General features: G+C 47.2%; 17 protein-coding genes, 3 tRNA genes, 1 rRNA gene and 1 pseudogene. 2 read left to right on the top strand and 20 right to left on the bottom strand.

Going from position 1 to position 23,283, the window contains the following annotated elements; genetic code table 11:
* Positions 1-186 (bottom strand): 16S ribosomal RNA (locus G344_RS0106600); the annotation flags it as partial.
* A 558-nt stretch (positions 187-744) separates the two neighbouring features.
* On the opposite strand from G344_RS0106600, the gene dcuC reads away from it, so the two are divergent.
* Positions 745-2,127, top strand: coding sequence for a C4-dicarboxylate transporter DcuC (dcuC, locus tag G344_RS0106595; protein WP_028255511.1), 1,383 nt, complete (start codon positions 745-747; stop codon positions 2,125-2,127).
* Between the two features lie 120 nt (positions 2,128-2,247).
* Here dcuC and G344_RS0106590 read toward each other — a convergent pair whose 3' ends face one another.
* From G344_RS0106590 to recQ, 18 genes are all read right to left on the bottom strand, one after another.
* Positions 2,248-3,534, bottom strand: coding sequence for an ArsB/NhaD family transporter (locus G344_RS0106590; RefSeq protein ID WP_028255510.1), 1,287 nt, complete (start codon positions 3,532-3,534; stop codon positions 2,248-2,250).
* A 216-nt stretch (positions 3,535-3,750) separates the two neighbouring features.
* Positions 3,751-3,826 (bottom strand) — tRNA-Lys (locus G344_RS0106585).
* Positions 3,827-3,836: 10 nt separating this feature from the next.
* Positions 3,837-3,911, bottom strand: a tRNA-Gln gene (locus G344_RS0106580).
* Between the two features lie 10 nt (positions 3,912-3,921).
* Positions 3,922-3,997, bottom strand: a tRNA-His gene (locus tag G344_RS0106575).
* Between the two features lie 84 nt (positions 3,998-4,081).
* Positions 4,082-4,921 (bottom strand): polyamine aminopropyltransferase, encoded by an 840-nt coding sequence (speE, locus tag G344_RS0106570; protein ID WP_028255509.1) that lies wholly within the window; start codon positions 4,919-4,921, stop codon positions 4,082-4,084.
* Positions 4,922-4,943: 22 nt separating this feature from the next.
* Entirely contained in the window at positions 4,944-5,573 is a 630-nt protein-coding gene (locus tag G344_RS0106565; RefSeq protein ID WP_028255508.1) for a hypothetical protein, read from the bottom strand.
* A 22-nt stretch (positions 5,574-5,595) separates the two neighbouring features.
* Positions 5,596-6,027, bottom strand: a complete 432-nt coding sequence (locus tag G344_RS0106560) for a peptidylprolyl isomerase (protein ID WP_028255507.1) — start codon at positions 6,025-6,027, stop codon at positions 5,596-5,598.
* A 2-nt stretch (positions 6,028-6,029) separates the two neighbouring features.
* Positions 6,030-6,731, bottom strand: coding sequence for a tRNA threonylcarbamoyladenosine dehydratase (locus G344_RS0106555; protein ID WP_028255506.1), 702 nt, complete (start codon positions 6,729-6,731; stop codon positions 6,030-6,032).
* A 14-nt stretch (positions 6,732-6,745) separates the two neighbouring features.
* A complete protein-coding gene (locus G344_RS0106550; protein ID WP_028255505.1) occupies positions 6,746-7,114 on the bottom strand; it encodes a VOC family protein in 369 nt (122 codons plus the stop codon).
* A gap of 136 nt (positions 7,115-7,250) precedes the next feature.
* A complete protein-coding gene (locus G344_RS0106545) occupies positions 7,251-10,445 on the bottom strand; it encodes an AAA family ATPase (RefSeq protein WP_028255504.1) in 3,195 nt (1,064 codons plus the stop codon).
* Positions 10,442-11,623, bottom strand: coding sequence for an exonuclease SbcCD subunit D (locus G344_RS0106540; RefSeq protein ID WP_028255503.1), 1,182 nt, complete (start codon positions 11,621-11,623; stop codon positions 10,442-10,444). The genes G344_RS0106545 and G344_RS0106540 overlap by 4 nt, the downstream gene beginning before the upstream one ends.
* Positions 11,624-12,469 carry a deoxyribonuclease IV gene (locus G344_RS0106535; protein WP_028255502.1) on the bottom strand — a complete coding sequence of 282 codons (846 nt, stop codon included), beginning with the start codon at positions 12,467-12,469 and terminating at the stop codon, positions 11,624-11,626.
* 39 nt (positions 12,470-12,508) lie between these two features.
* A complete protein-coding gene (locus G344_RS0106530; protein WP_028255501.1) occupies positions 12,509-12,928 on the bottom strand; it encodes a Fur family transcriptional regulator in 420 nt (139 codons plus the stop codon).
* A 650-nt stretch (positions 12,929-13,578) separates the two neighbouring features.
* Positions 13,579-15,129 carry a degradosome RNA helicase CshA gene (cshA, locus tag G344_RS0106525; RefSeq protein ID WP_028255500.1) on the bottom strand — a complete coding sequence of 517 codons (1,551 nt, stop codon included), beginning with the start codon at positions 15,127-15,129 and terminating at the stop codon, positions 13,579-13,581.
* 97 nt (positions 15,130-15,226) lie between these two features.
* Positions 15,227-17,659 carry a Tex family protein gene (locus tag G344_RS10885; RefSeq protein ID WP_244869506.1) on the bottom strand — a complete coding sequence of 811 codons (2,433 nt, stop codon included), beginning with the start codon at positions 17,657-17,659 and terminating at the stop codon, positions 15,227-15,229.
* A gap of 111 nt (positions 17,660-17,770) precedes the next feature.
* Positions 17,771-18,265 carry a dihydrofolate reductase gene (locus G344_RS0106515; protein WP_028255499.1) on the bottom strand — a complete coding sequence of 165 codons (495 nt, stop codon included), beginning with the start codon at positions 18,263-18,265 and terminating at the stop codon, positions 17,771-17,773.
* A complete protein-coding gene (locus tag G344_RS0106510) occupies positions 18,265-19,056 on the bottom strand; it encodes a thymidylate synthase (RefSeq protein WP_028255498.1) in 792 nt (263 codons plus the stop codon). Before G344_RS0106510 ends, G344_RS0106515 begins: the two co-directional genes overlap by 1 nt.
* Positions 19,053-20,867, bottom strand: a complete 1,815-nt coding sequence (recQ, locus tag G344_RS0106505; protein ID WP_028255497.1) for a DNA helicase RecQ — start codon at positions 20,865-20,867, stop codon at positions 19,053-19,055. Before recQ ends, G344_RS0106510 begins: the two co-directional genes overlap by 4 nt.
* A 196-nt stretch (positions 20,868-21,063) precedes the next feature.
* Between recQ and putP the strand changes: the two genes are divergently transcribed.
* Positions 21,064-22,545, top strand: a complete 1,482-nt coding sequence (putP, locus tag G344_RS0106500) for a sodium/proline symporter PutP (RefSeq protein WP_028255496.1) — start codon at positions 21,064-21,066, stop codon at positions 22,543-22,545.
* 419 nt (positions 22,546-22,964) lie between these two features.
* Here the strand turns inward: putP and G344_RS10880 are convergent.
* Positions 22,965-23,283, bottom strand: a pseudogene (locus tag G344_RS10880) (IS256 family transposase); the annotation flags it as partial.

Here is a 23,283-nt window from a genome sequence, read left to right as displayed (position 1 = left end):
ATCGTACGCGGTATTAGCAACGGTTTCCCGTTGTTATCCCCCTCCGAAGGGCAGGTTGATTACGCGTTACTCACCCGTTCGCCACTAAGATTCATAGAAGCAAGCTTCCATGCCTCTCCGTTCGACTTGCATGTGTTAAGCACGCCGCCAGCGTTCGTCCTGAGCCAGGATCAAACTCTCCAAGATATCTTGGAGCTATTTGCTAGCTCGTTTATTCGTTGTCGTCGGTATATTACCGACGGAATTTTTGGTTGGTTTCATATTCGAAACCCGCACTCTGGCTATGTTCATTTCTTACGAAATGATTACCTTTACATTGTTCAGTTTTCAAAGATCCGCTGTCGTTCCGGTATCACCTTGCGACTTTATCATTTTAACAAGTAATCAGCATCTTGTCAACTACTTTTTTAATCTTTTTGTTTTCTGTTTCGGCAGAAAACATACTCAACCTCAGTCACATTTGCGTCTCCGTCAAACGACTTGCTTATTATATGCCATTCCTCCTCACTCTGTCAACACCTTTTTATAATTTATTCTGGTTCTTTTATTTTATCTTCATTTTCCCTATATTACCAACCTTAACCTTCTGTATTCTTTTATTTTTAATTTAAACATTTATATTTACCTCTTATTATTCGTTGTAATTTTAATTTTCTACAAGTTTTGACTTTCTCATGACTATCTTCTGATATAGTATGTTTTAACCTACCTATTGTTTAATGGCATTATTTACGGAGGTGTTTTATGAACATAGCCATTTCTTTACTCGTCATAGCCTGGGTCGGCACCCTTGTGTTTAAACGGTATAAAGCACAAGCAGTTCTCTTTCTAGGCGGAATCACTTTGCTTGTTATTGCACACATAGCCGGCTACGGTACTATCCTGCCACCTAAACAGGCAACCGGTAATTTCTTTTTCGATATTTTTGAACTCATCAGAGATCTCTTTAGCAATCGCGCTGCCAAACTAGGTCTCAACATTATGGCCGTTGCAGGTTTTGCACGCTACATGGATCACATCGGGGCATCACGCGCACTTGTTCACTTGGCCATTCGCCCGTTACGCGGTCTCAAATCTCCCTACATTGTCCTCAGCGCTTGTTGGATAGTGGGCATGATTATCGGATTGGCTATTAACAGCGCCTCCGGTCTTGCCATGTTGCTCATGGTTACCATGTATCCGGTACTCATTGCTTTAGGTGTCAGTAAATTGTCGGCTACGGCTGCCATCGCCACCACATTGTGTCTTGATTGGAGCCCCAGCGATACCGGCACCATCTTTGCCGCTGAGCTTGCCGGTCTTGACCCCGTTACGTATTGGCATTCATTCCAAGTACCCGTAGCCCTCTGCGTCTTCCCGGTAGTAGCCGTACTTCATTATTTCACTCAAAAGTACTTCGATAAAAAAGACGGACACATTGTTCGCCCCGGCGAAGAAGTTACCGTCAACGAAGACAAGATGACCAACAGCGAATTAAAACATGAAGCTCCGCCCTACTATGCATTACTCCCCCTAATTCCGTTGGCTCTCATTCTTTCCTTCTCTAATTTATGGATTTCCTGGATAAAAATGAACATTATTGTCGCCATGTTCATCGGTACCGTAATCGGTATGATCTTCCAATATATTCGCACTCGCGACGGTCGCCAAACGTTAGAAGATTTACAGGTATATTTTGATGGCATGGGACGACAAATGGCAAATGTAGTCACTCTCATCGTAGCAGGCGAAACATTTGCCAAAGGTCTTATGGCCACCGGCACTATTTCCGCCCTCATCGAATGGGCCAAAACATCCGGATTCGGCGGCATCGGAATTACCCTTGTAATGGTATCTATTATCGGCGTGTCTTCCGTCGTTATGGGGTCCGGCAACGCCCCCTTCTTCGCTTTTGCCCATTTGGTACCGACGATTTCCGTTTCTACCGGCGTTCCCACGGTACTCATGATTCTACCTATGCATTTTATCGCCAGCGCCGCTCGTGCTATCTCGCCGATTACTGCCGTTATCGTCGTATCTGCGGGTATGGCCGGAATTTCACCGTTCGATTTAGTAAAGCGAACGGCGATTCCTATGCTAGGTGCGTGCATCACACTTACCGTGGCTAACTTCATTCTTTTCTTATAGACCATTCGTTTACCATTTGTCTGCTAACTACATACTTCCTATAGACAACATGGTTCTCACAAAATGAATACAATGCAAAAAACACCGCAATCTCAATCCCCAAGATTGCGGTGTTTTAAATCAGAATGCAAAGTATACGAGATATAAATAAATATGTGCTATCAACACACTAAAAAGCATTAACGGAAAACCTAATTTCAAGTATTCCATAAAGGTGAATCGCAATCCATGTAAGGATCCGATACTGGCAACTACCAAGTTTGGCGTAGCCCCTATCATGGTACCGTTGCCACCATAGCAGGCGCCCAATGCCAATGCCCACCACACGGCTTCCATCGGCATTCCCGTCAAATGCCCCATTTCCTGTAGCATCGGAATCATTGTAGCTACAAACGGAATGTTATCAACAAAGGCCGAAGCAATCGCCGACAACCACAGAACCCAAAATACCGTAGCTTCTAAATCACCGCCGGTAACGCTAATAACTTTTTCAGCCAAGAATGTCATAACACCGCTGGCTTTCAAACCACCTACGACAACAAAAAGACCCATGAAGAAAAAGATCGTCGTCCATTCAACCAAATGCAATACTTCGCGAGGTTTAATGTCGGCAATAACCATGAGCAACACGGCTCCGCCGATGGCAATCGTCGCCGTTTCAAGACCCAACCAATGATGTGCAATAAAGCAACCAATGGTCAAAGCCAAAACAAACAATGATTTCTTCAGCAGCACCGGATCTTCGATGGCATCCTGGTAAGAAATACTCATGATCGCATCTTTGGTTTCCGGATGCGGCTCTAAATCGCGGCGATAAAGGAAAATCAAAATAGGAATAATCAGCAATGTTGCTATAGCGCACACAGGAGCCAAATAAATAAAGAAGTCATTAAACGTAAGACCTGTGGCACTACCTATCATAACATTCGGAGGATTCCCTACTAAAAGCCCGGTACCGCCTACATTGGATACCAAAATTTCCGTCATCAAAAACGGGAAGGCATTAACTTTCAATTTATCTGCCAATGTCAAGGTTACCGGCGCAATCAAAAGGACGGCGGTTACACAGTCAAACAACGCCGAACCTATGGCGGTAATTACCGAAAGCAAAAACAACAATCGCCACGGGCTCCCCTTTGTAACATGTGCGGCCCAAAGTGCACCGGCTTGAAAGAGACCGGACTTACTGGTAATAGCAACGATAAGCATCATCCCTACCAAAAGCCCCAATGTATTAAAATCAATATCTTCTTTGATTGCCGTTGCCTGTGATACAAACCCAAATCCAATCATGATAACGGCACCGCCCAAAGAGACAAGCATGCGCGAATACTTATCCCATACAATCAAGCCATATGTCACCAAGAATATGGCTATGGACGCATAAAAGGCCATACTATGTTCCATTCTACTGCCCCCTTAAATACATACACCTCGTTCTTCTTTGTATTCACCGACATCCATCGTCGGGATGATTTGATTTACTTTTAATTATACTCTTTATTCGCCAAGAAAAAAACTACAGAAAATAAAAAAGCCTACAAGCAATTACTTGTTAGGTAACCGTTGCTTGTAGGTTATATAAAAAAATCACTAAACCATACGGTTTAGTGTTACCCTCAATGGTGACTCACCCGCGATTCGAACGCGGGACACCCTGATTAAAAGTCAGGTGCTCTGCCAACTGAGCTAGTGAGTCAGATTAATATTGGCAGGGGCGGCTGGGATCGAACCAGCGCATAATGGAGTCAAAGTCCATTGCCTTACCACTTGGCGACGCCCCTAAAGGGGTTGTGGGGTGAGTAGTGGGGATCGAACCCACGCGTAACGGAGCCACAATCCGCCGTGTTAACCGCTTCACCATACCCACCACCGTGGCCGTTACAAGAGCACCGCTCCGTAACGAAGATAAGTATATCATCATTAGAGAGCGGTGTCAACAGATTTTATTAAATTATTTTTTCAGTAGATATTCTTTTACAAAATTCGGCAAGGCAAACGCAGCTGTCTGAATTTTTTCATTATAGTACTTCGTCGTAAATGTACGTTCACGATTCGGTACAAACGTCAACGGATCATAAGTTTTAGTCCCCATAGTAAAGCAATGCATCCCGGTTGGATAGATCGGAATATATGCTGTGTATAAACGCGCCATAGCAAACTGATCACGCACATACCCAAATACCTTTTCCACCAACGGCTTATGCATAACCGGCGATTCCGTTTGTTGTACAAAAAGACCGTCTGCTTTTAACGCCTTATGCACATTAGCATAGAATTCCTTCGTAAATAGTCCTTCGCCGGGACCGATAGGGTCGGAGCAATCGACAATGATAACATCGTATTCATTATCGGCCTGTGCCATAAAGCCGATGCCGTCACCGATCTTTACGGTCAACTTCGGATCCTGGCGAATCATAGCATCGGCAATGGTCGGCAAATACTGTTTTGCCAACTCTACCACCTTGCCGTCGATTTCTACCATGGTCACTTTTTCCACACAGTCATGACGTACGCATTCCCGGGCTACGCCACCGTCGCCGCCGCCGATAATCAGCACGTTTTTCGGATTCGGATGAAGGAACAACGGCACGTGGGACATCATTTCATGATATACGAATTCCTCTTTTTCAGATGTTTGAAATACACCGTCCAACACAAGCATATTGCCGTATTCCAAACTGTGAGCTACCTCGATTTTTTGGAACTGGGACTCACCCGAAAAAAGTACCTTGTCAACTTCGGCGCTTAACCGTAAATGTGCTGACTGATTTTCTGTAATCCACTGTGACATGTAACAATTCCTCCTCATGTACCTAACCGATATGCTGTACGTACGCAAATCCCCCACCGAGCATGGTATCCTTCAGCCATCGCTTCAACGAAAAGATACGCTCGATTTCCTCGTCATACACCATACAACGTATATCATCATTATTCTTCATCAGTTTTACAATCGGCACCCAATGCCACGTAGACAACTCACGCTCTCTACCGCGATGACGGTTCAAAAAAGCAATCGGCGAATCTGCCTGCAGGCCCTGTTCAATAAAATCTACGACTGCTTCCAAGGAAGGTTTGCAGCTAGCAAAGGGATATACGCTAAGCATCGGCACCTTGTATGGTAACTTATGCTCTTCAATATACGCCGTAAGACCATCGGACAACCAATGTGTTTTGTACAAACCGCCGCCGAAGCGCGGACGTACGTAGTTCCAAATTGTTTCCATCCGACGCAACGCTTCCTCACCGTCTTTACTGTTTGTCGAATCCAAATAATGATCCCGAAACTCTGCATAGCTAATAAGCTGAGTTGCCGTCGTAGGACCACAACCGGCCAACTGTTGCCAATCATCGCGGTACCATTCCTGGTTATATCCGTACGAAAAGCGACCGTCCTTTTTAACTTGCAACCATTCCGGATGTTTAATCGAAAAAACTTCCATTTCTCTCCTTTATTTCGCAGGATTACTCTTCCACTACCTCCAAGGTGTTCATGTGCTCGCCTTGATAGATAGCATCTACTACGTCCATACCTTCAATGACCTGACCAAATACGGTATGAACTCCATCCAAATGCGGCTGTGGTTCATACACGATGAAAAATTGGCTACCGCCTGTATTAGGACCACGGTGAGCCATGGACAACGCACCGCGCACATGTTTGTGCGGATTGCCGATGAGTTCATCCTTAATGGTGTATCCCGGACCACCGGTACCGTTGCCGATAGGACAACCGCCCTGTGCTACAAAGCCCGGAATAACACGATGGAACGTAAGTCCGTCGTAAAAACCTTCTTTGATCAACTTTTCAAAATTAGCTACCGTACCCGGTGCTTCTTTGTCAAATAACTCAATAACGATATCACCTTTATCCATGTGAATAATTGCTTTTTTCATGGTTAATCAACCTCCAAAAATGTTCTGATTACAAAGCTCGCCATCATAAGCCCCGATACGGATGGCACAAAAGCGCAAGATCCGGGGCTGCGCGAGTCATCATCGCGATGTGGCGTCATAGGCGTCTCTTCCGAAAAAATAACCGTTTGCCGCTTAATACCGCGCTTTCTTAATTCTCGTCGCATTACCTTGGCCAACGGACAGGTATGTGTTTTACTGATATCCGTAATGCGCAATAGTTCCGGATGCATCTTGTTGCCCGTCCCCATTGAGGATATGCAGGGAATACCCAAGCGCTGACACGTTTCGATGATGGATAGCTTTGCCGATACCATATCGATGGCATCAATTACATAATCCACCTGCAGCGAAGCAATAAAATCTTTATGCGCTTCGCCATTATACACCATATCGTAGGTTTCCACGACTATATCGGAACGAATGGATTGAATGCGCTCCTTAGCCACATCAACCTTACGACGACCTATGGTATCCTTTGTAGCAATAAGCTGCCGGTTCAAATTACTGATGCTCACCGCATCACCGTCGACGATGACTATACGCCCAATGCCGGAACGCACCAACGCTTCCATGGCAAAGCCGCCGACGCCGCCGACGCCGAAGAGAAGCACCGACTTACTTGCCAAGGTTTCTATGTTTTCTTTTCCCACCAGCCATTCCAGCCGCGTTAACATATGTTCCATCTGATGAATGCCTCTTACTTAGCGGGAAGAATTTCTACCCAGTACCCATCCGGGTCAGCTATAAAATAAATGCCCATGGCCGGATTTTCGTAAACAATACAACCCATTTCTTCATGCTTTTTATGCGCTGCTTCAAAATCATCTACATAGAAAGCAATGTGAAATTCATTATCCCCCAAGTTGTACGGTTCTTTGCGATCTCGCAGCCATGTCAATTCCAACTGATGCGGGCTGTCCGGTCCGTCGAGATAAATAATTTTAAACGAGCCGTCTTCCGGTTCGATGTGACGCCCTTCCGTAAGACCTACCGCTTCTTTATAAAAGGCTAAACTCTTTTCCATATCGAAGACATTAATATTATTATGGGCAAAGACAAATTTCATTTCTCTTCCTCCTTCACTCGTTATCATTCTATTGTGCATACGCACGCCACGTCGTGGCGACACATATCCGAATAGGTACGCTCTTATAGTATCATATTTTTCGATATATGACTATACGTACCCTAGTTTTCTATAGTTAGGACGAAGCCTTATCACCGGAAAAATAAGCGCGGCTCCCCTTCGCGGTTCGTTCCACTACCAGATGCCGGGGAATTCTACTCTGCAATTCTCCCACATGCGAAATAATTCCCACCAAGCGTCCCGAAGATTGCAAGCTAACCAATGCTTCCATAGCAATCTCCAACGTATCTGCATCTAATGTGCCGAAGCCTTCGTCAATAAACATCGTATCCAAGTGAATACCGCCGGCATAGGATTGTATGCAATCTGCCAGCCCCATCGCCAATGATAACGATGCCAAGAATGTCTCGCCGCCGGATAGAGTATTGGCCGGTCGTGCAGCCCCAGTGTATGCATCAAACACGGCTAAGTCCAGTCCTTTATGACCGCGACCGCTATTATCGAATGCGGCCCGTTGCAATGTGTAGCGCCCGCGACTGAGCTTGCGCAAACGAAGATTGGCCGCGCTGACCACCTCTTCTAAAATCGCCCCCAACACATAGCGTTCAAAGGTAACGCCTTTTAATCCCTCGGAAGCACCGCTTGCCATTTGGGATAAACCGTATACAAACTCGCGCTCCTCCGCTCCGGCTTCGTCTTCCTTATGCAACGCAGTTAATCGATCCACCGCCTGTTGTATCCGCTTAGCCTCGGCAGCATGGGTAGCCGCTTCCTGTTCCGCTCGTGTCCAACCTTCTCTGGCCTGCCGCTCTTCTTCAGCCGACACAACTACCGCCGTTTCAGGCAAAGCGTTAAGCGCTGCCAAGGTTTCACTGCGCACGCCTTCATTGCGATGCCACTGTCGATCATACTTATCTATGGCTTGTAAAAGCTCCGTTTTCTTCTCTTTTGCTGCCGCTAAGCGCTCTTCCCACTCCGGCAATGTCGACAATTCTTGAAGATACATTTCTATATCAGCTTTCGCTTGCGCCAAACGTTGCTGCAAGGATCCCTCATGCCGCTTAGTCTCCGTGCGTTTCACCGTTAATGCACTGTCTTCCCTGCTGAGCCTTACACGTTCATTCGCCAAAGAGCTTTGCCGTCTTTTATATTCATCACAGTACACTTCGTATTCATCGATTTGCCGGTTCCATGCAACTACATCATCAATGGCTAGCTCACGCCAACGCGCTTCATCTTCCTCTTTGGCTTGCGCGAGAGCATTGCTTTCCCATGTATATGTTGTCCGCATCGTTTCCAGTCGCTGTTGTTTCGTCGCTTGCGCTTCGCGCAGCGTAAACACTTGATGCTGCAGACGATCCAGCGCAGCGGCGAGAGCATGAATCTCCTTTCGTATCTCCGCTGCACATCCGGCGATGCATTGTGCATAATCGAGTATCTCCGCCACATCCGTCGTATCATGTGTCGGTGTATCATTGCTTAACCACGCACCAATACGTTCGCGCACTACCGTCACTGCCCGATGCTCTTCCGCATCAGGCCGCACTTTCACATAGCTATCCAGGTTTGTTTGTAAAGAAGTCACTATGCGCATTATCCCTTCATACCGCCGAGCTTCTTCCGCTTGCCACGCCTGCTGACGTTCTTCGGCAGAGGATAGCTTGCCTCGCAAAGAAGCCGTTGCTCCGTTAGCGGTCATATAATCCTTACGGGCTCTTGCTTCGTCGTCCGGTCGAACCTCTTCTCCGGGAACGGCAGGATGCGGATGATGACAAGATCCACACACCGGGCAGGGACTATCAGGCTCCAACCCCATGGCCAAAGTAGCTGCCTGCTGTGCTTGCAAAGCCGACTCCTTCGCATGCCAAATCTGTTTGTAATACGCTTCCGCCGCCACCGCTTCATTGTACTGACGCTGCAACTGTGTCAACTGCGCCGCACCGTCAGTGCTGTGTTTAACAAGTGTTGACCACTCCTCTACTTTATTGCGCAGCTCCTCGGCAGCACCGAGGATATCTATGATTTCCGTAAGATAGGCATGCGTCGCCTTCACATCCGCTTCTTCCTTGGTTGCCGTCGACAGCGTTTCCTTATTCGTTTCCAACTCTGCTGCAAAGTTTCGTATCCGATCCGAACCCTCTTCCAGTTGCGCTGCTTTGTCGCGGTGCTGCCGGCGCCGTGCTTCCAACGATTTAATTTCTTCCCGTATAGCCTCCGACCCTACTACGATGCGGTGTGCCTGCTCATACTGTTCCGCCTGCTCAGCTAACCGTTCTTCCTCTGCCGACAAATGCTGTTGCTTCTCGGCCAGTGCAGTTGCCTCCGCCTCCATCTGCGTTATAGATTGCTTGACTTCATCTGCTTCTTGCAAAACAGTATCCCGTTCACGAACGGCCTTGTACCACGCTTCATAAGAAGGCAGCAATTCAATCAGTGCTTTGCGTTGCCGCTGCTCCTCACGGTGCGCCGCCAAACCTTCTCTAAGCTTATCGGCCGTTTCCAGCGCCTGCTGCAACTCATCCCGTTTCACCGTAAGTGCACGGCCTTTGCTTACAGTTTGCCAATACTGCTTAGCCGCCTCTCCGGATGTTAGCGCATCCTTTGCCGCTGACTCTGCTTGCGTTGCTTTTTGTACGGCCTCTTGTAAATTCTTTACTTCCAAACTATCCAAAATGAATTGCTGCGCTTGCACTCGTTCCTTGGCCTGTTCATACAATCTATCGTAGTCTTGCTTGAGCAGTTCCTGCAACCTTGTATATATTTCTGTTCGAAACAGGCTATGCAGCAGCTCTTCACGCTCAGAAGTAGGTGCCACCAGAAGTCGCCGGAAATCGCCTTGCGGCAATAAGACTACCTGCAAAAATTGATCGGCCCGAAAACCGATAATCGACTGCACCTGTTCTTTTATCTCCTGTGCTCGCGTCGTTACTTCCTGCCAAGCACCATTCTGTTTACTGTACAGAACGGCTTGTGCCGGCAACTCACGCAAACCGCTGCCGCGCTTCTTTTTCACCCATTGCTTGGGACTGCGTTCCAAACGATATTCCTTATCCCCGATGGCAAAGGTAAATTCTACTTGCGTAAGTATATCCGCGCCTGCATAATCACTGCGCATATCACTGCCGTCGCGCAAACCGCCGCTGGTCTGACCGAACAACGCATACACCATGGCATCCAATATGGTCGTTTTACCCGCACCGGTCGGTCCGGTAATCAAAAATAAACTGTCTCCTTGTAAGTCTTCAAAGCATATATTCACCGTATCACAAAACGGGCCGAAGGCTGTCATGCGTAATTGTATCGGTTTCATAGCTCCTCCTTATTGATGCGATCCCACAGCGCATCAATGTATTGTGCTTCCTTTGCCGTCAACGCTTCCCCTCTGGCGGCGACGGCAAACTGTCCGAACAAATCCCGTTCCGACAAATGATAAAAGTTAGGTGTCATGTCTTCATCGGACTCATTCACCGCCATGCGCCCCGTAAGCTCTAACGTCATCACCTGAGGAATCACCGAACGCAGCCGAGCCAAGCCATCAATGACAGGTGCTGTATCCGTTAAACGCACCATCACATAATCATCGCCGCAACGTTGATGCAATGCTTCATCATTCATAATATCCGTGAAGGCCCCTTCCACAATGCGTACATCACGGCGCGCCTCTACGGGAATTTGTTCTATAGTGGCTCCTCCCTTTTCATCAATATCCACCAAGGTAAAGCTTTTGCGCTGCGCCGCTTCATCAAAAGAATATTTTAACAAGGAGCCGCTGTACCGAATAACCTCGGACCCTGCTCGCTGCGGACGATGTAAATGCCCCAGTGCCGTATAACTAAATCCGGAAAACGCCTGTGCCGCCACTGCGTAGCTACCGCCGATGATAAGCGGACGCTCCGATTCACTTTCCGCACTGCCGCTGACAAATGCATGGGCCATGGCTACCGAACGCATTCCCTTCGGCACCTGTCCTCGCACGTAGTCTCCCCATAATCGATACACTTCATCATAGCTATGCTGTCCATGAGTTGTCATATCCGACGAATTCGCTTCATCGGCGAACAAATAATTGGCAATCGACTTGGGTTCACTGAAGGGCATGGGACAAAAGGCAATCTCACCGTATGCGTCATTGACTATAACAGGTCCTTGTAAATGCCGCAGCGTCCCCCATACATAAAGCCCCGACGGAGCCCACAGCGTATGTCCCACCTCTAGCCGAGCACCGCTGTCATGGTTCCCGCCGATGACAAACATAGGAATCCGTTTATCACTGGCAACGCGTGTCACTATGCTGTCCCACAGCTCCACTGCCTCTACCGGCGGAACGGCACGATCGTACACATCACCGGCAATCACTACTGCATCCACACGAGCTTCTTTGAGCAGCGGCAAAAATTGATGCTCCAACACATAGGCTTGCTCCTCGGTCAAGTAGTTTGCATAAAATATGCGCCCCAAGTGCCAATCTGCCGTGTGCAAAATACGCATTTATTCCTTCACCTCGTTTGCGTAAATCTCTTTCAGCATGGCAATCTCCTTGGCATACCCGTCAAGCTCATTCGGCGTTTCCAAGTAAAAGGGCAAATGCCGAAGTTTCGGATGCGTAATCACCGCACCTAACGCTTCGATGCCAATATGCCCTTCACCGATTTTCTCGTGACGATCCTTGTGTGCGCCGCGCGGGTTTTTCGAATCATTGAAATGAATGGCATGAATGCGATCGAGTCCGATGATTGAATCAAATTCATCCAGCACTCCATCCAGATTATCAATGATATCATAGCCGCCTTCGTGAATATGGCAGGTATCCATGCAAACGCCTACGTATTCTTTTAACTTTACGCCGTCAATGATGCGGGCAATCTCCTCAAAGGTGCGTCCCACCTCCGTTCCCTTACCGGCCATTGTTTCTAAAAGCACCATCGTTTTCATTCCCGGGAAGAGCACTTCATTTAACATATCCACGATATATGAAATGCCTTGATCTACCCCCTGCTTGACATGGCTGCCGGGATGAAAATTATATAATTGATGCGGCAAATATTCCAGTCGTTCTAAATCCTCACGCATGGACTGCCGCGCAAATTCACGCAAGCCTTCATCTTTGGCACAGCCGTTTAACGTATACGGTGCGTGACCTAGAATTTTTCCGAAATGATGTTCCTCCATAAACTGCGCCAACGCCTTCATATCCGCTTCGTCAAAAGCCCGTGCCTTACCGCCCCGGGGATTGCGTGTAAAATATTGAAAGGTATTGGCTCCGATTGAAAGGGCTTCCTTGCCCATGTGCAAATAGCCTTTGCTGATCGATAGATGACATCCTATTGTTAACATATGTTCCTCCTTACTAAAAAAGAGCCTTACGGCTCTTTTTTAATGCGACTCCCGGCGCAAGCAATCAGGGCAAATCCCTTCAAATGCCAACTGTTGTCCGGTTACGCGATATTCACTCAATCGTTCCACATCCGCCTGAATCTTTTCGACATCGATGCCATCCAAATCCTCTACGCGATTACACTGGGTGCAACGCAAATGCGGATGATTATGGGTATCCCAGTCATACCGACTGCAATCGTCCCCCATATCCAACACCTTGACAAGGCCGATGCGTTCGAAAATTTCCATCGTTTTATACACTGTTGCCAAGCTCATGGTCGGATATTCCTTGCGCAAATTTTGATAAATCATTTCCGCTGTGGGGTGATCGTTTTGCCCGTATAATACATTGTAAATGGCAATACGCTGAGGAGTTACTTTGAATCCTTCAGAACGTAGTTTTTGTGCTATATCCATACTTTCATTCCTCTCTCCACTCGGATATCTGTCCCAGCAGCTACTTAGCCGACTGTAATAGCTTACATCGCAAACTATTATTTGTTACTATTCATATTATACTACATCTGTAGCAAATAACAAACAATAACAATTATTATTTGAGTAATTATAGCAAATGAAGGAGGAAAAATCAATTATAGCTAAGCAGTCATGTAGGTCAGGGTATGTTTTTCTTCATCAATCTGTAATCGACAAGGGCATGAGTAAATACGTAATAACCATCGCCTCCTTTCTTTGATGGTTTTCTTTCCTACTGTTTAGTTTTATTTTGTTTAGTTTAAGAATGGTATCGGCGTGCGTATCGGTGTGCGTACCGGCGTGCGTATCAGTTTGCGTATCGCTGTGCGTCTCTCTCGCGTATCGCTTCTATATCGCTAGGTACATCACTACCTACATGACTTAATGCAATATCCGATAAATTTCTATCATGACTTTCTTATTTTTACGGTGCAAAAAAATAAAAAGAGCGCTCTCGCCTCTCAGTCTCCATCCAATGTCATGTCATTCATTAACACAATCTGACACTGGATGCAGCTGCCAAGACAAGGGCACCCTCATTTAATTTGTTCTATATGTTCTGCACAGAATTGCAGATTTTATGTTGTTAATTAATCTTTAAAGTACGGCTTGAAAGAACTATTCGCTCTACTTTCCTTACCTTCACGCTGACCATCACGGCGATCGCGTCCACTGCGTGCATTGCGACTGCCTCGACGATCACGACCATCGCGGCGATCCCGTCCGCCTTTATCGAACTTGCGACGATCACCGGATCGATAGGAACGTCCGTCACGACGGCGACCGTCTTTACCGAAGCGACGCGGTTTGCGTACGCGAAGCGGTGCTTCTTCGGTAATGGTTACCGGTGTCGTATCCGGCTCCTTCGTTAACAGCTTAATCGCTGCGGACACTAACGTAACCGAATCAATATCGGCCAAAAGCTCTTCCGCACTGCTGCGATACATCTTTAAGGTTTCTTCGTTATCCGACATGGAAATCAAGCTTTCCACGGCCAAGCGTTGCTGTCCTTCCAATACTTCTCCTAAGGACGGCGCTTTGCGACGAGTAATCTTGCGCTTCGTCAATCGCTCGATAGCATGGAGGTGTTCCATTTCACGAGGAATTACAAAGGTCGTTGCCTTACCGGCTTTACCGGCACGGCCCGTACGACCTACGCGATGCACATAGCTTTCCGGATCCTGCGGCAAGTCGTAGTTATAGACATGCGTAACGCCGCTGATATCAAGACCGCGCGCTGCCACATCGGTAGCCACCAAAATATCGATGGTCCCTTCACGGAATTGACGAATCACACTGTCGCGCTTCTGCTGCGATAAATCGCCGTGAATACCTTCCGCCATGTAACCACGCTTTTTTAGGCCTTCCGTCACTTCATCCACACGACGCTTCGTGCGACCGAAGACAATGGCCAAATCCGGCGCATGCATATCCAGCAAACGACACAGTACATCAAACTTCTGACGATCCTGCACTTCGATGTAGTACTGATCAATCAGATCCATCGTCACCTGCGTCGGCTTCATACGAATCAAGCGAGGTTCCTTCAAATAGGTTTCCGCCAAATTCTGAATGGCTTTCGGCATGGTGGCGGAGAACAATAATGTTTGTCGTTCGTCCGGCACAGCACTCAAAATTTTATTGATATCATCGACGAAACCCATGTTAAGCATTTCATCGGCTTCATCAAGCACTACCATCTTCACCGCATCAAAGCTGATGGAACCACGATCCATGTGATCCATCAATCGTCCCGGAGTCGCTACGATAATCTGCGGATTTTTTCTGAGGCTGCGGAACTGACGGGTAATATCCTGTCCGCCATAAATCGGCAATGCCTGTATGTCCGTGTGCTGCGCCATTTTATTCAGCTCTTCCGCTACCTGAATGGCCAACTCCCGCGTCGGGGAAAGAACCAATACTTGTACAGCACGCTGCGCCGGATCTACCTTTTCCAGCGCCGGAATCCCGAACGCTGCCGTTTTACCGGTACCGGTTTGCGCTTGCCCAATCATGTCCAGGCCTTCCATGGCTACCGGAATCGCTTCCTGCTGAATCGGCGTCGGTTCTTCAAAACCCATATCATTCAAAGCCCGTAATATAGGCTCACTAATTTTTAATTCTTCAAAACGTTCTAACATTGACTATATGCATCCTCCTAGCATGTTACGAATATTCTCTGTATTTTTCTCCAGCATATTCGTTAATTATATCACACTTTATCTGCGATAGATACTTTTATTTCTTTTTTGACCGCACGATACGAATATCGTTGTCGCCAAAGACAAAGCCTTTATCACGGTGCTGTCTTCCGTCCCGCTGCCGCTTATTCTTATGTTGTCCGTTGCGGTTTCTTTGTCCTTGCCCTCTGTCCGGGCGCTCATTCTTACGGTGTTCATCGGCACCGGCCACGCGAGAATACTGTTTTTGTTTTTTCTCGCGCCCGTTTCGATTGTCTTCGTCATTCATCTCGCCCCGTCGTTTTTTCAAGGCATTCATAGAAAGTCCGATACGATTGCGCTCGGCTTCCACCGAAATAATTTCCGCTTCGATAATATCGCCTACTGCCAATACATCCGACGGATGTTGGTTGCGCCGACAAAATTCACTGCGGTGAAGCAACCCGTTTACCTTGAGTCCAAAATCCACAAAGGCACCGAAATCCACCACATTATGAACCGTCCCTTTCACCACGGTTCCCACTTTAATATCGTCAAGGCTCAATACATGTTTACGCATAAGCGGTGCCGGTAAATCTTCGCGAGGATCCCGTCCCGGTTTAGCCAACGCCTCTAAAATATCGCGCACCGTAGGCACGCCGGCATCCAGCTCATTCGCCATGGCCGCCGCATCTACCGTAGCCACCTTAGCTTTTATTTGTTCCAGAATTTCTTTATTGTGCATATCCTCCGGCGTAAACCCCAAAAGGTGAATCATCTTTTCCGCCAAGCTATAGGATTCCGGGTGAACCGGCGTATTATCCAGTGCATTCGCGCTGCGCTGAATACGCAAAAAGCCGGCGCACTGCGTAAAGGCTGCCGGGCCCAACCGACTGACTTTCAATAGCTCCTTACGTGATGTGAAGGGGCCGTTTTCCTTGCGATACGTTACGATGTTATTGGCCACTGTACCGGTAATACCGGAAATATGTCGCAAAATCGCCGGCGATGCCGTATTAAGCTCCACGCCTACATGATTGACTACGGTTTCCACCACTTGATCCAATGCTTCGCCCAACCGCTTCTGATTGACATCATGCTGATACTGACCGACGCCGATGGACTTCGGATCAATCTTTACCGATTCCGCCAACGGATCCTGCACGCGACGAGCAATCGACACAGCGCCGCGAATGGATACGTCAAGGTCCGGCAATTCTTCAATGGCCAATTTAGATGCCGAGTATACCGAGGCCCCCGCTTCATTGGTAATGATGTAATGACAGTCGTCCAACTGTTCTTCGGCTAGCATTTGAGAAACAAATTGTTCCGTTTCATAAGAAGCGGTACCGTTGCCGATGGAAATCAAAGTGACATGCCATTTACGAATCAAATTCGCCAAGGCTTGCCGCGCAATATCCCGCTGCTTATCACTCATTGTTAAATAATAAACCCCTTGATCGAGCACATTGCCCTGCTCATCGATAATCGCCATTTTACATCCCATGCGGTATCCCGGATCCAGTCCCATAATGACATAGCCGGACAACGGCGGTTGCAATAACAGATTGCGAAGATTCGTACCGAACACTTTAATGGCTTGTTCTTCCGCTTGCTCCGTCAACTGATTGCGAATATCTCGCTCCAACGCCGGAAGTACCAGCCGTTTATACGCATCTTCCGCGACGGCCTGCGTATACACATTGTTAGCCTGACCGGCTTCGACCATACAGTTGAGTATATAGGCAATGTAGCGTTCATCGGCCGTCACCATAATTACCTTTAACGCTCCCAGCGACTCTCCGCGATTGATCGCCAAAATACGATGGGATGGCAACTGACGGATCGGTTCTTCATAGTCCTCGTATTGTAGGAACACTTTTTTAACCTCTTCATCGTCTCCGACCAAAGCCGTGTGCAAGCTGCCTTCGTTCCAAATAGAATCGCGCAAATGTGATCGTATATCGGCGCGATTACTTACGTCTTCCGCTAAAATATCCATTGCACCTTGCAAAGCCGCTGCCGCATCGGGTACTTCGTCCGTTATGTATTGCGCGGCTTCGGCTATGGCGGATTCTTCCGTTACTGCTGTGCCGACAATATATTCCATCAACGGCTCCAACCCACGATCCCTGGCCATGGAGGCACGGGTACGTTTCTTCGGGCGATACGGTAAATATAAATCTTCTACCTCTTGCAGCTTCATCGCCGCTGCTAATTGCTGGGCCAACGCTTCAGTCATCTTGCCTTGCTCCGTAATCGAAGCGACAACATCAGCCTTGCGCTGTGCCAGATTTTCCAAATAGCGATGTCTTTCTTCGATGTCGCGAAGCTGTTCATCCTTGAGTTCGCCGGTCTTTTCCTTTCGATAGCGCGCGATAAAGGGCACCGTATTGCCTTCACTCATCAAATCGATAGCCGCTTGTACCTGCCATGTCTTTACCCCTAATTCATCGGCAATCACACGTGCTGTATCGATGGCCATCGTATTCATTATTGCTTCCTCTGTCATATAGTAAAAACCTCACACTTCTTATTTTTATTTCGTTTCTATTGCATAGGCATATTGATTGTTCCATTCCACGGGTATCTTGACTCGTTCTCCCCATGCATGCTTTCACAATTATCGCCGGATGCGATCGTAAGTGACAAACGCAAAGCCGCCATGGTCGGCAGTGGGCTGTCTTTTTTCTTCCGCCGTCTTTCTGAATACCGTCTCGTCAATAACAGGGAAAAACGCATCACCGTCAAAACTGTCTTCCAATTCCGTCACATATAATCGGTCCGCCATGGGCAACATCGCACCGTACAACTCGGCGCCGCCGATGCAATACACCGTATCATCTACCTGTTGCGCCGCATCAAGTGCTTCTTCCGGCGAATGAAAAATGCGTACTCCTTCATAAGGCGGTACATAGCCTTCTTGGCGGGTCACTACCCAATGTTCCCGATTAGGTAATTTACAGGGCAAGGATTCCAATGTTTTCCGCCCCATAATAATAATATGTCCCGTGGTCAGTGCTTTGAAATGCTTCAAATCCTCCGGCAAATGCCAAATCAATTGGTTGTCCTTACCGATGACATTGTTTTTTGCTTTTGCCACAATCAGCGCTATCATTATACGGCTACCTCCATAGCTAATTTGCCCAAATGTTCATATCCTTCCAGCCATACATCATCAGGTGTAATGGCATAAAACTCATGTACATCGTCCGCCACCTTTAACCCCGGTGCTTCTTTTGCCTCATGTCGGCGCTTCAGCTGCGCTTCCAAGGCATCTACGTGATTTTCATAAATATGTGCATTGTTTATTACATGTGTAAATTGTCCCGGCCTCAAGCCGCACACCTTGGCTACCAAATGTACCAACACCGCATATTGCGTCATGTTAAAGGGCACACCCAATCCCATATCGCCGCTGCGCTGTACCAACATGCAGTTCAACCGATCTCCGGACACATCCCACAATGTTTCATAGGCGCAAGGTTGCAGCGCCATATCCGGCAAATCTTCAATGTTCCACAACGTAACGATCATGCGTCGACTTTGCGGATCGGTTTTCAACATGTGAAGCAAGTTATCCAGCTGCTTATATTTTTTTATCTGATAGCCATAGGCTTTACCGATAGTACCGTCTTCACGCATCCACTCATCCCAAACATGTACGCCCATAGCCTGCAGCTCGCGCACATCATTGCTTTGCTTCTGCCAAATCCACAACAGCTCCTTCACGGCCGTTTTAAAAGCAACAAATTTTGTCGTCAAAATCGGAAACTCCTTAGCTAAATCAAATTGCATAATCTGATGCGCCAACTTATAGGTAGGCACACCGGTGCGATTATTGGCATAGTAGCCTTCCTTTAAAATTCGTTCCACAATCGCTAAATACTGTGTATCCGCTACACTCATTTTCGTTCTCCTTCCGCAATAGCTTGTAAAAATGACAGGCCGTACCGTTTTAACTTGGCCTCACCGATTCCTTTTATTTCACATAATTCCGCCAATGTCTTTGGCCGCAACGAAGCCATATCGATCAGCACCGTATCGGAAAAAATCAAATACGGCGGAATACCGGCTTCTTCGGCTAATTTTTTGCGATGCTGACGCAAATGTTCAAACAAGCCGCCCTTTGCCCCGGCACTTGTCTTGGTGCGCCGCGGTGCTTCCGGTCGTACGCGCACAATTTCGCGGCGTGCTTCTATAACGCGCTGTGTACCTGCTAGCACCGCTTCGCCGCCGGGCGTAACGGATAACGTAGGATATTTCCCCAAACTGCTTTCCAAATATCCTAGGGCTATGAATTGTTTAATATAGCCTTTTATTTCCTTTTCATCCACGCCTGATAATGCGCCGAATACGGATAAGCGGTCATACCCGGCCCGCCTGATGCGATCCGTACCGACACCGCCTACAATAGCGGCAATCATAGAAGCGCCGTAACGCTCTTCCGTGTCGAGGATGGCCTTAAAAATAATCTGTGCTTCCCGTGTCATATCGCGCCGTGCCTGCTTTCCGTTGCAGCTGCTACAGTTACCGCAATGCTGCCAACCGACGGTCTCTCCAAAATAGGTGAGCATATATCGCCGCAAACATCCGCCGGTAAAGCAATAATCGATCATACTCTGCAGCTTTCCCATTTCAATACGCCGTCGCTGCGGTTCTTCCACCGATTGTTCAATCAGATATTTATGAATGATAACATCCCGTCCGCTATATAAAAGTACACACTCCGCCGGTGCACCATCACGACCGGCCCGTCCTGCTTCTTGGTAATACCCTTCCATGTTGCGCGGCATTTGATAATGTAATACATACCGGATATTACTCTTGTCGATGCCCATGCCAAACGCATTGGTAGCCACCATAATTTGAACGCGGTCATAGGCATAATTTTCCTGCTGCTGTTTTCGCATCGCATCGGTCAGTCCCGCGTGATAATAACCGGCCTTAATCCCTCGGCGCACCAATTCTCCGTATACCTTTTCTACGTCCTTACGCGTAGCGCAGTAGATGACACCGTTCTCATGGCTATGCGCCCGCACGTATTGCAGTACATAGGCCATCTTATCATCCGGTTGTACCACCTGAAAGCTCAGGTTCGGCCGATCGAAACCGGTTACATGAACCCGTGCCTTGGTAAGGCCCAACAATCGTTTCATATCCTCTTCTACTTCGCGGGTAGCACTGGCAGTGAAAGCACCAACCACCGGACGTTTCTGTAAACTTTCCAAGAAAGGACCGATATCGCAATAAGCCGGTCTGAAATCATGACCCCATTGTGATACGCAATGAGCTTCATCGATAATCACCTGCGAAATCGGCAGTGATCGCAAGATATTACAAAAGTATGTCGATGCCAGTCGTTCCGGTGCCATATATAACAATTTAATACGACCTTCGCGCACATAGTACATAATCTTATTAAACTCCTCGCGCGTAAGAGTACTGTTCAAATAGGCAGCCGGAATTTTCTGTACCCGCAATCCATCAACTTGGTCTTGCATCAGTGAAATCAACGGAGAAAATACAATGGTCAATCCCGATTTCATCAGCGCCGGAATTTGAAAGCAAATCGACTTGCCCGCTCCGGTAGGCATGATGGCTAACACATCCTTACCCTCGGCCAGTGTTTGTACCGGCACTTCTTGAGCCGGTCTAAATGCGGGATAGCCAAAATAATTTTTCAGCAGCGCCGTTGCCGTTGCCATAATCTCCGTCATGATCTATCACAGTCCTTTCGTCTTTATCGTGTACCTTTTACTATACTATATATTCGGTATAATTTCTATGTGTATCGGCAATCGCCTTGTTATAAAAGTACATTTCTCCATTCAGCAAAAACATTTTTACTATGCCGACGATTCATTTTATGGTAAAATAAAAAAATACTAATTTATATAAGGAGGCTGTACGCGTATGCACACGCAAACATCTGTCATCGTCGCCTTTGCATTATATTTGGGTTTGATGATGTACATAGGAATTTATTATTACAGAAAATCAAAAAATCTCAGCGACTATATCCTCGGTGGCCGCCAACTAGGTCCCTGGATTACCTCAATGAGTGCCGAGGCTTCGGACATGAGCGGATGGATGCTGATGGGATTACCCGGCTTTGCTTACGCATCGGGTTTATCCGCAATTTGGATTGCCATCGGTCTCGCTGCCGGTACATGGCTGAACTGGGTCTTTGTTTCTAAACGTCTGCGCAACCATACCGAGGTAGCCAGCAATAGTTTGACGATTCCCGATTACCTTCGCAATCGCTTTCATGACACCGGTAAAGCATTGCCGATCATCTCGGCCTTATTCATCGTTATCTTTTTCCTTATTTACACTTCGTCCGGCTTCGTAGCTGGTGGTAAACTGTTTACTACTATCTTCGGTCTTGATTATTTAACTTCTCTGTTTATCACAGCAGGCGTAGTTATTTTCTATACCTTCCTCGGCGGTTTTCTCGCCGTAAGTTGGACCGACTTCATTCAAGGCATGATGATGTTCTTTGCGATTTTATTGGTTCCTACCACAGCTGTCATCGCTATGCATGGTCCCGTTAATACGGCGGCTCTCATCGAAAGCGAATTTCCCCAAGGCTTATCTGTGTTAGGCTCCGCACCTGACACCGTTACCTTGGTCATCGGTATTATTTCTTCCTTAGCTTGGGGTCTCGGTTATTTCGGTCAGCCTCATATCTTGGTCCGCTTCATGGCCATATCCGATTCCAAGGAACTTACCAAAGCAACTCGTATTGCTATGACATGGGTTATCATTTCTTTATCCGCTGCTGTTGCCGTCGGCCTGGTGGGACGTGTGTACCTGCCGGAACTGTTGGAAGGTGCCAAGGCAGAAACGGTGTTCCTCGTTATGAGTGAAAGCTTGTTCTCTCCTTTCATCGCCGGACTTATTTGGTCCGCCGTCCTCGCCGCCATCATGAGTACTTCATCGGCGCAGCTTTTAGTCACTGCCTCATCCGTAGCGCAGGATTTATACAAAAATCTCGTAGGCCATCGCCCCGGCGATCGCGAATTAATTCTTGTCAGCCGTATTACCGTATTAATTGTGGCTGCTATTGCTTTGTCCTTAGCATTAAACCCTGACAGCTACATTCTCACCATGGTTGCCTATGCATGGGCAGGCTTCGGTGCCGCCTTTGGTCCGGCTATTTTGATTTCTCTCTTCTGGCGTCGGATGACGCGCCTCGGCTGCGTAGCCGGCGTTACTGTCGGTGGCTTGACCGTGTTGATTTGGAAACAATTTGGATGGTTCGGTCTCTATGAAATCGTTCCCGGCTTCCTCTTTGCAGCTATTGCCATTGTCGTGGTCAGCCTCTTAGATGCACCGCCGTCTAAAGCGATAACCGATGAGTTCGATGAAGCGCAACGTCGCCACATCCTCTAATACACATGTAGTACTACTCATACAATAACGCGCACGAGATAACCACATGTAACTAACTCACGCAAGTAATAATTACATAATATTCTTCACGTGATGATGTCCATGTTAATAGTGCTCATATAATAGTACTCATATAATAATGTTCATGTAATAGTCTCGCGTAGATACTATTTATATAATAAGAAAGTAAGGCAATATAATAAAAGCTGTAACCGAGCAGACACATCTCTCGGTTACAGCTTTTTTATTTTTTATATCCCCTATGTCATTCCTCTTATAGTTTATATGGAGAACATTAACTCCAGACTCTCATCAAACTGCCAAAGACGATAACATATTGGCCGATTTTATTTTTGATAACGAACACTCTTCACCCTTAATAGGGTTATAGGACAAAAAGTGTGTGTGGATAACTCCAATTAATCCCAATACGTGGGAAGTTCCGTGGACATATGCAATTCATTCCAGGCAATTGCGTCACCCCATTTAGGTATGGTATTGTTCACACGGTTGTTGTTCCAAGTTATTTTCTTATAAATAGCAGATATACTTTCATCTGTAGGCATATCGTTTAATAGTTCTGAAAGAGAAAGCGGTCTTGGCGAATGCATATAGCACCACCAATAGACCGCTTTTAATCGCCTTTCAAGAGATAATCCTCGATGAGTACGTAGCATATCTCTAAGCTGAGCATTAACCCCTCCTTCTAAACGGTTATTCGTAATTGGTACAGTAATA

It is taken from the genome of Veillonella magna DSM 19857 (assembly GCF_000428745.1).
Taxonomy (GTDB): Bacteria; Bacillota; Negativicutes; order Veillonellales; family Veillonellaceae; genus Veillonella_A; species Veillonella_A magna.
This window is presented reverse-complemented; position numbering and strand designations above follow the sequence as displayed.

Coding starts and splice junctions, on each gene's coding strand:
- G344_RS0106560 (WP_028255507.1), bottom strand. CDS start 6,027: ATGAAAAAAGCAATTATTCACATGGATAAAGGTGATATCGTTATTGAG.
- putP (WP_028255496.1), top strand. CDS start 21,064: ATGCACACGCAAACATCTGTCATCGTCGCCTTTGCATTATATTTGGGT.
- G344_RS0106510 (WP_028255498.1), bottom strand. CDS start 19,056: ATGAGTGTAGCGGATACACAGTATTTAGCGATTGTGGAACGAATTTTA.
- speE (WP_028255509.1), bottom strand. CDS start 4,921: ATGTCACAGTGGATTACAGAAAATCAGTCAGCACATTTACGGTTAAGC.
- G344_RS0106515 (WP_028255499.1), bottom strand. CDS start 18,265: ATGATAGCGCTGATTGTGGCAAAAGCAAAAAACAATGTCATCGGTAAG.
- G344_RS0106530 (WP_028255501.1), bottom strand. CDS start 12,928: ATGGATATAGCACAAAAACTACGTTCTGAAGGATTCAAAGTAACTCCT.
- G344_RS0106555 (WP_028255506.1), bottom strand. CDS start 6,731: ATGGAACATATGTTAACGCGGCTGGAATGGCTGGTGGGAAAAGAAAAC.
- dcuC (WP_028255511.1), top strand. CDS start 745: ATGAACATAGCCATTTCTTTACTCGTCATAGCCTGGGTCGGCACCCTT.
- G344_RS0106545 (WP_028255504.1), bottom strand. CDS start 10,445: ATGAAACCGATACAATTACGCATGACAGCCTTCGGCCCGTTTTGTGAT.
- recQ (WP_028255497.1), bottom strand. CDS start 20,867: ATGACGGAGATTATGGCAACGGCAACGGCGCTGCTGAAAAATTATTTT.
- G344_RS10885 (WP_244869506.1), bottom strand. CDS start 17,659: ATGACAGAGGAAGCAATAATGAATACGATGGCCATCGATACAGCACGT.
- G344_RS0106590 (WP_028255510.1), bottom strand. CDS start 3,534: ATGGAACATAGTATGGCCTTTTATGCGTCCATAGCCATATTCTTGGTG.
- G344_RS0106550 (WP_028255505.1), bottom strand. CDS start 7,114: ATGAAATTTGTCTTTGCCCATAATAATATTAATGTCTTCGATATGGAA.
- G344_RS0106540 (WP_028255503.1), bottom strand. CDS start 11,623: ATGCGTATTTTGCACACGGCAGATTGGCACTTGGGGCGCATATTTTAT.
- G344_RS0106535 (WP_028255502.1), bottom strand. CDS start 12,469: ATGTTAACAATAGGATGTCATCTATCGATCAGCAAAGGCTATTTGCAC.
- G344_RS0106565 (WP_028255508.1), bottom strand. CDS start 5,573: ATGGAAGTTTTTTCGATTAAACATCCGGAATGGTTGCAAGTTAAAAAG.
- cshA (WP_028255500.1), bottom strand. CDS start 15,129: ATGTTAGAACGTTTTGAAGAATTAAAAATTAGTGAGCCTATATTACGG.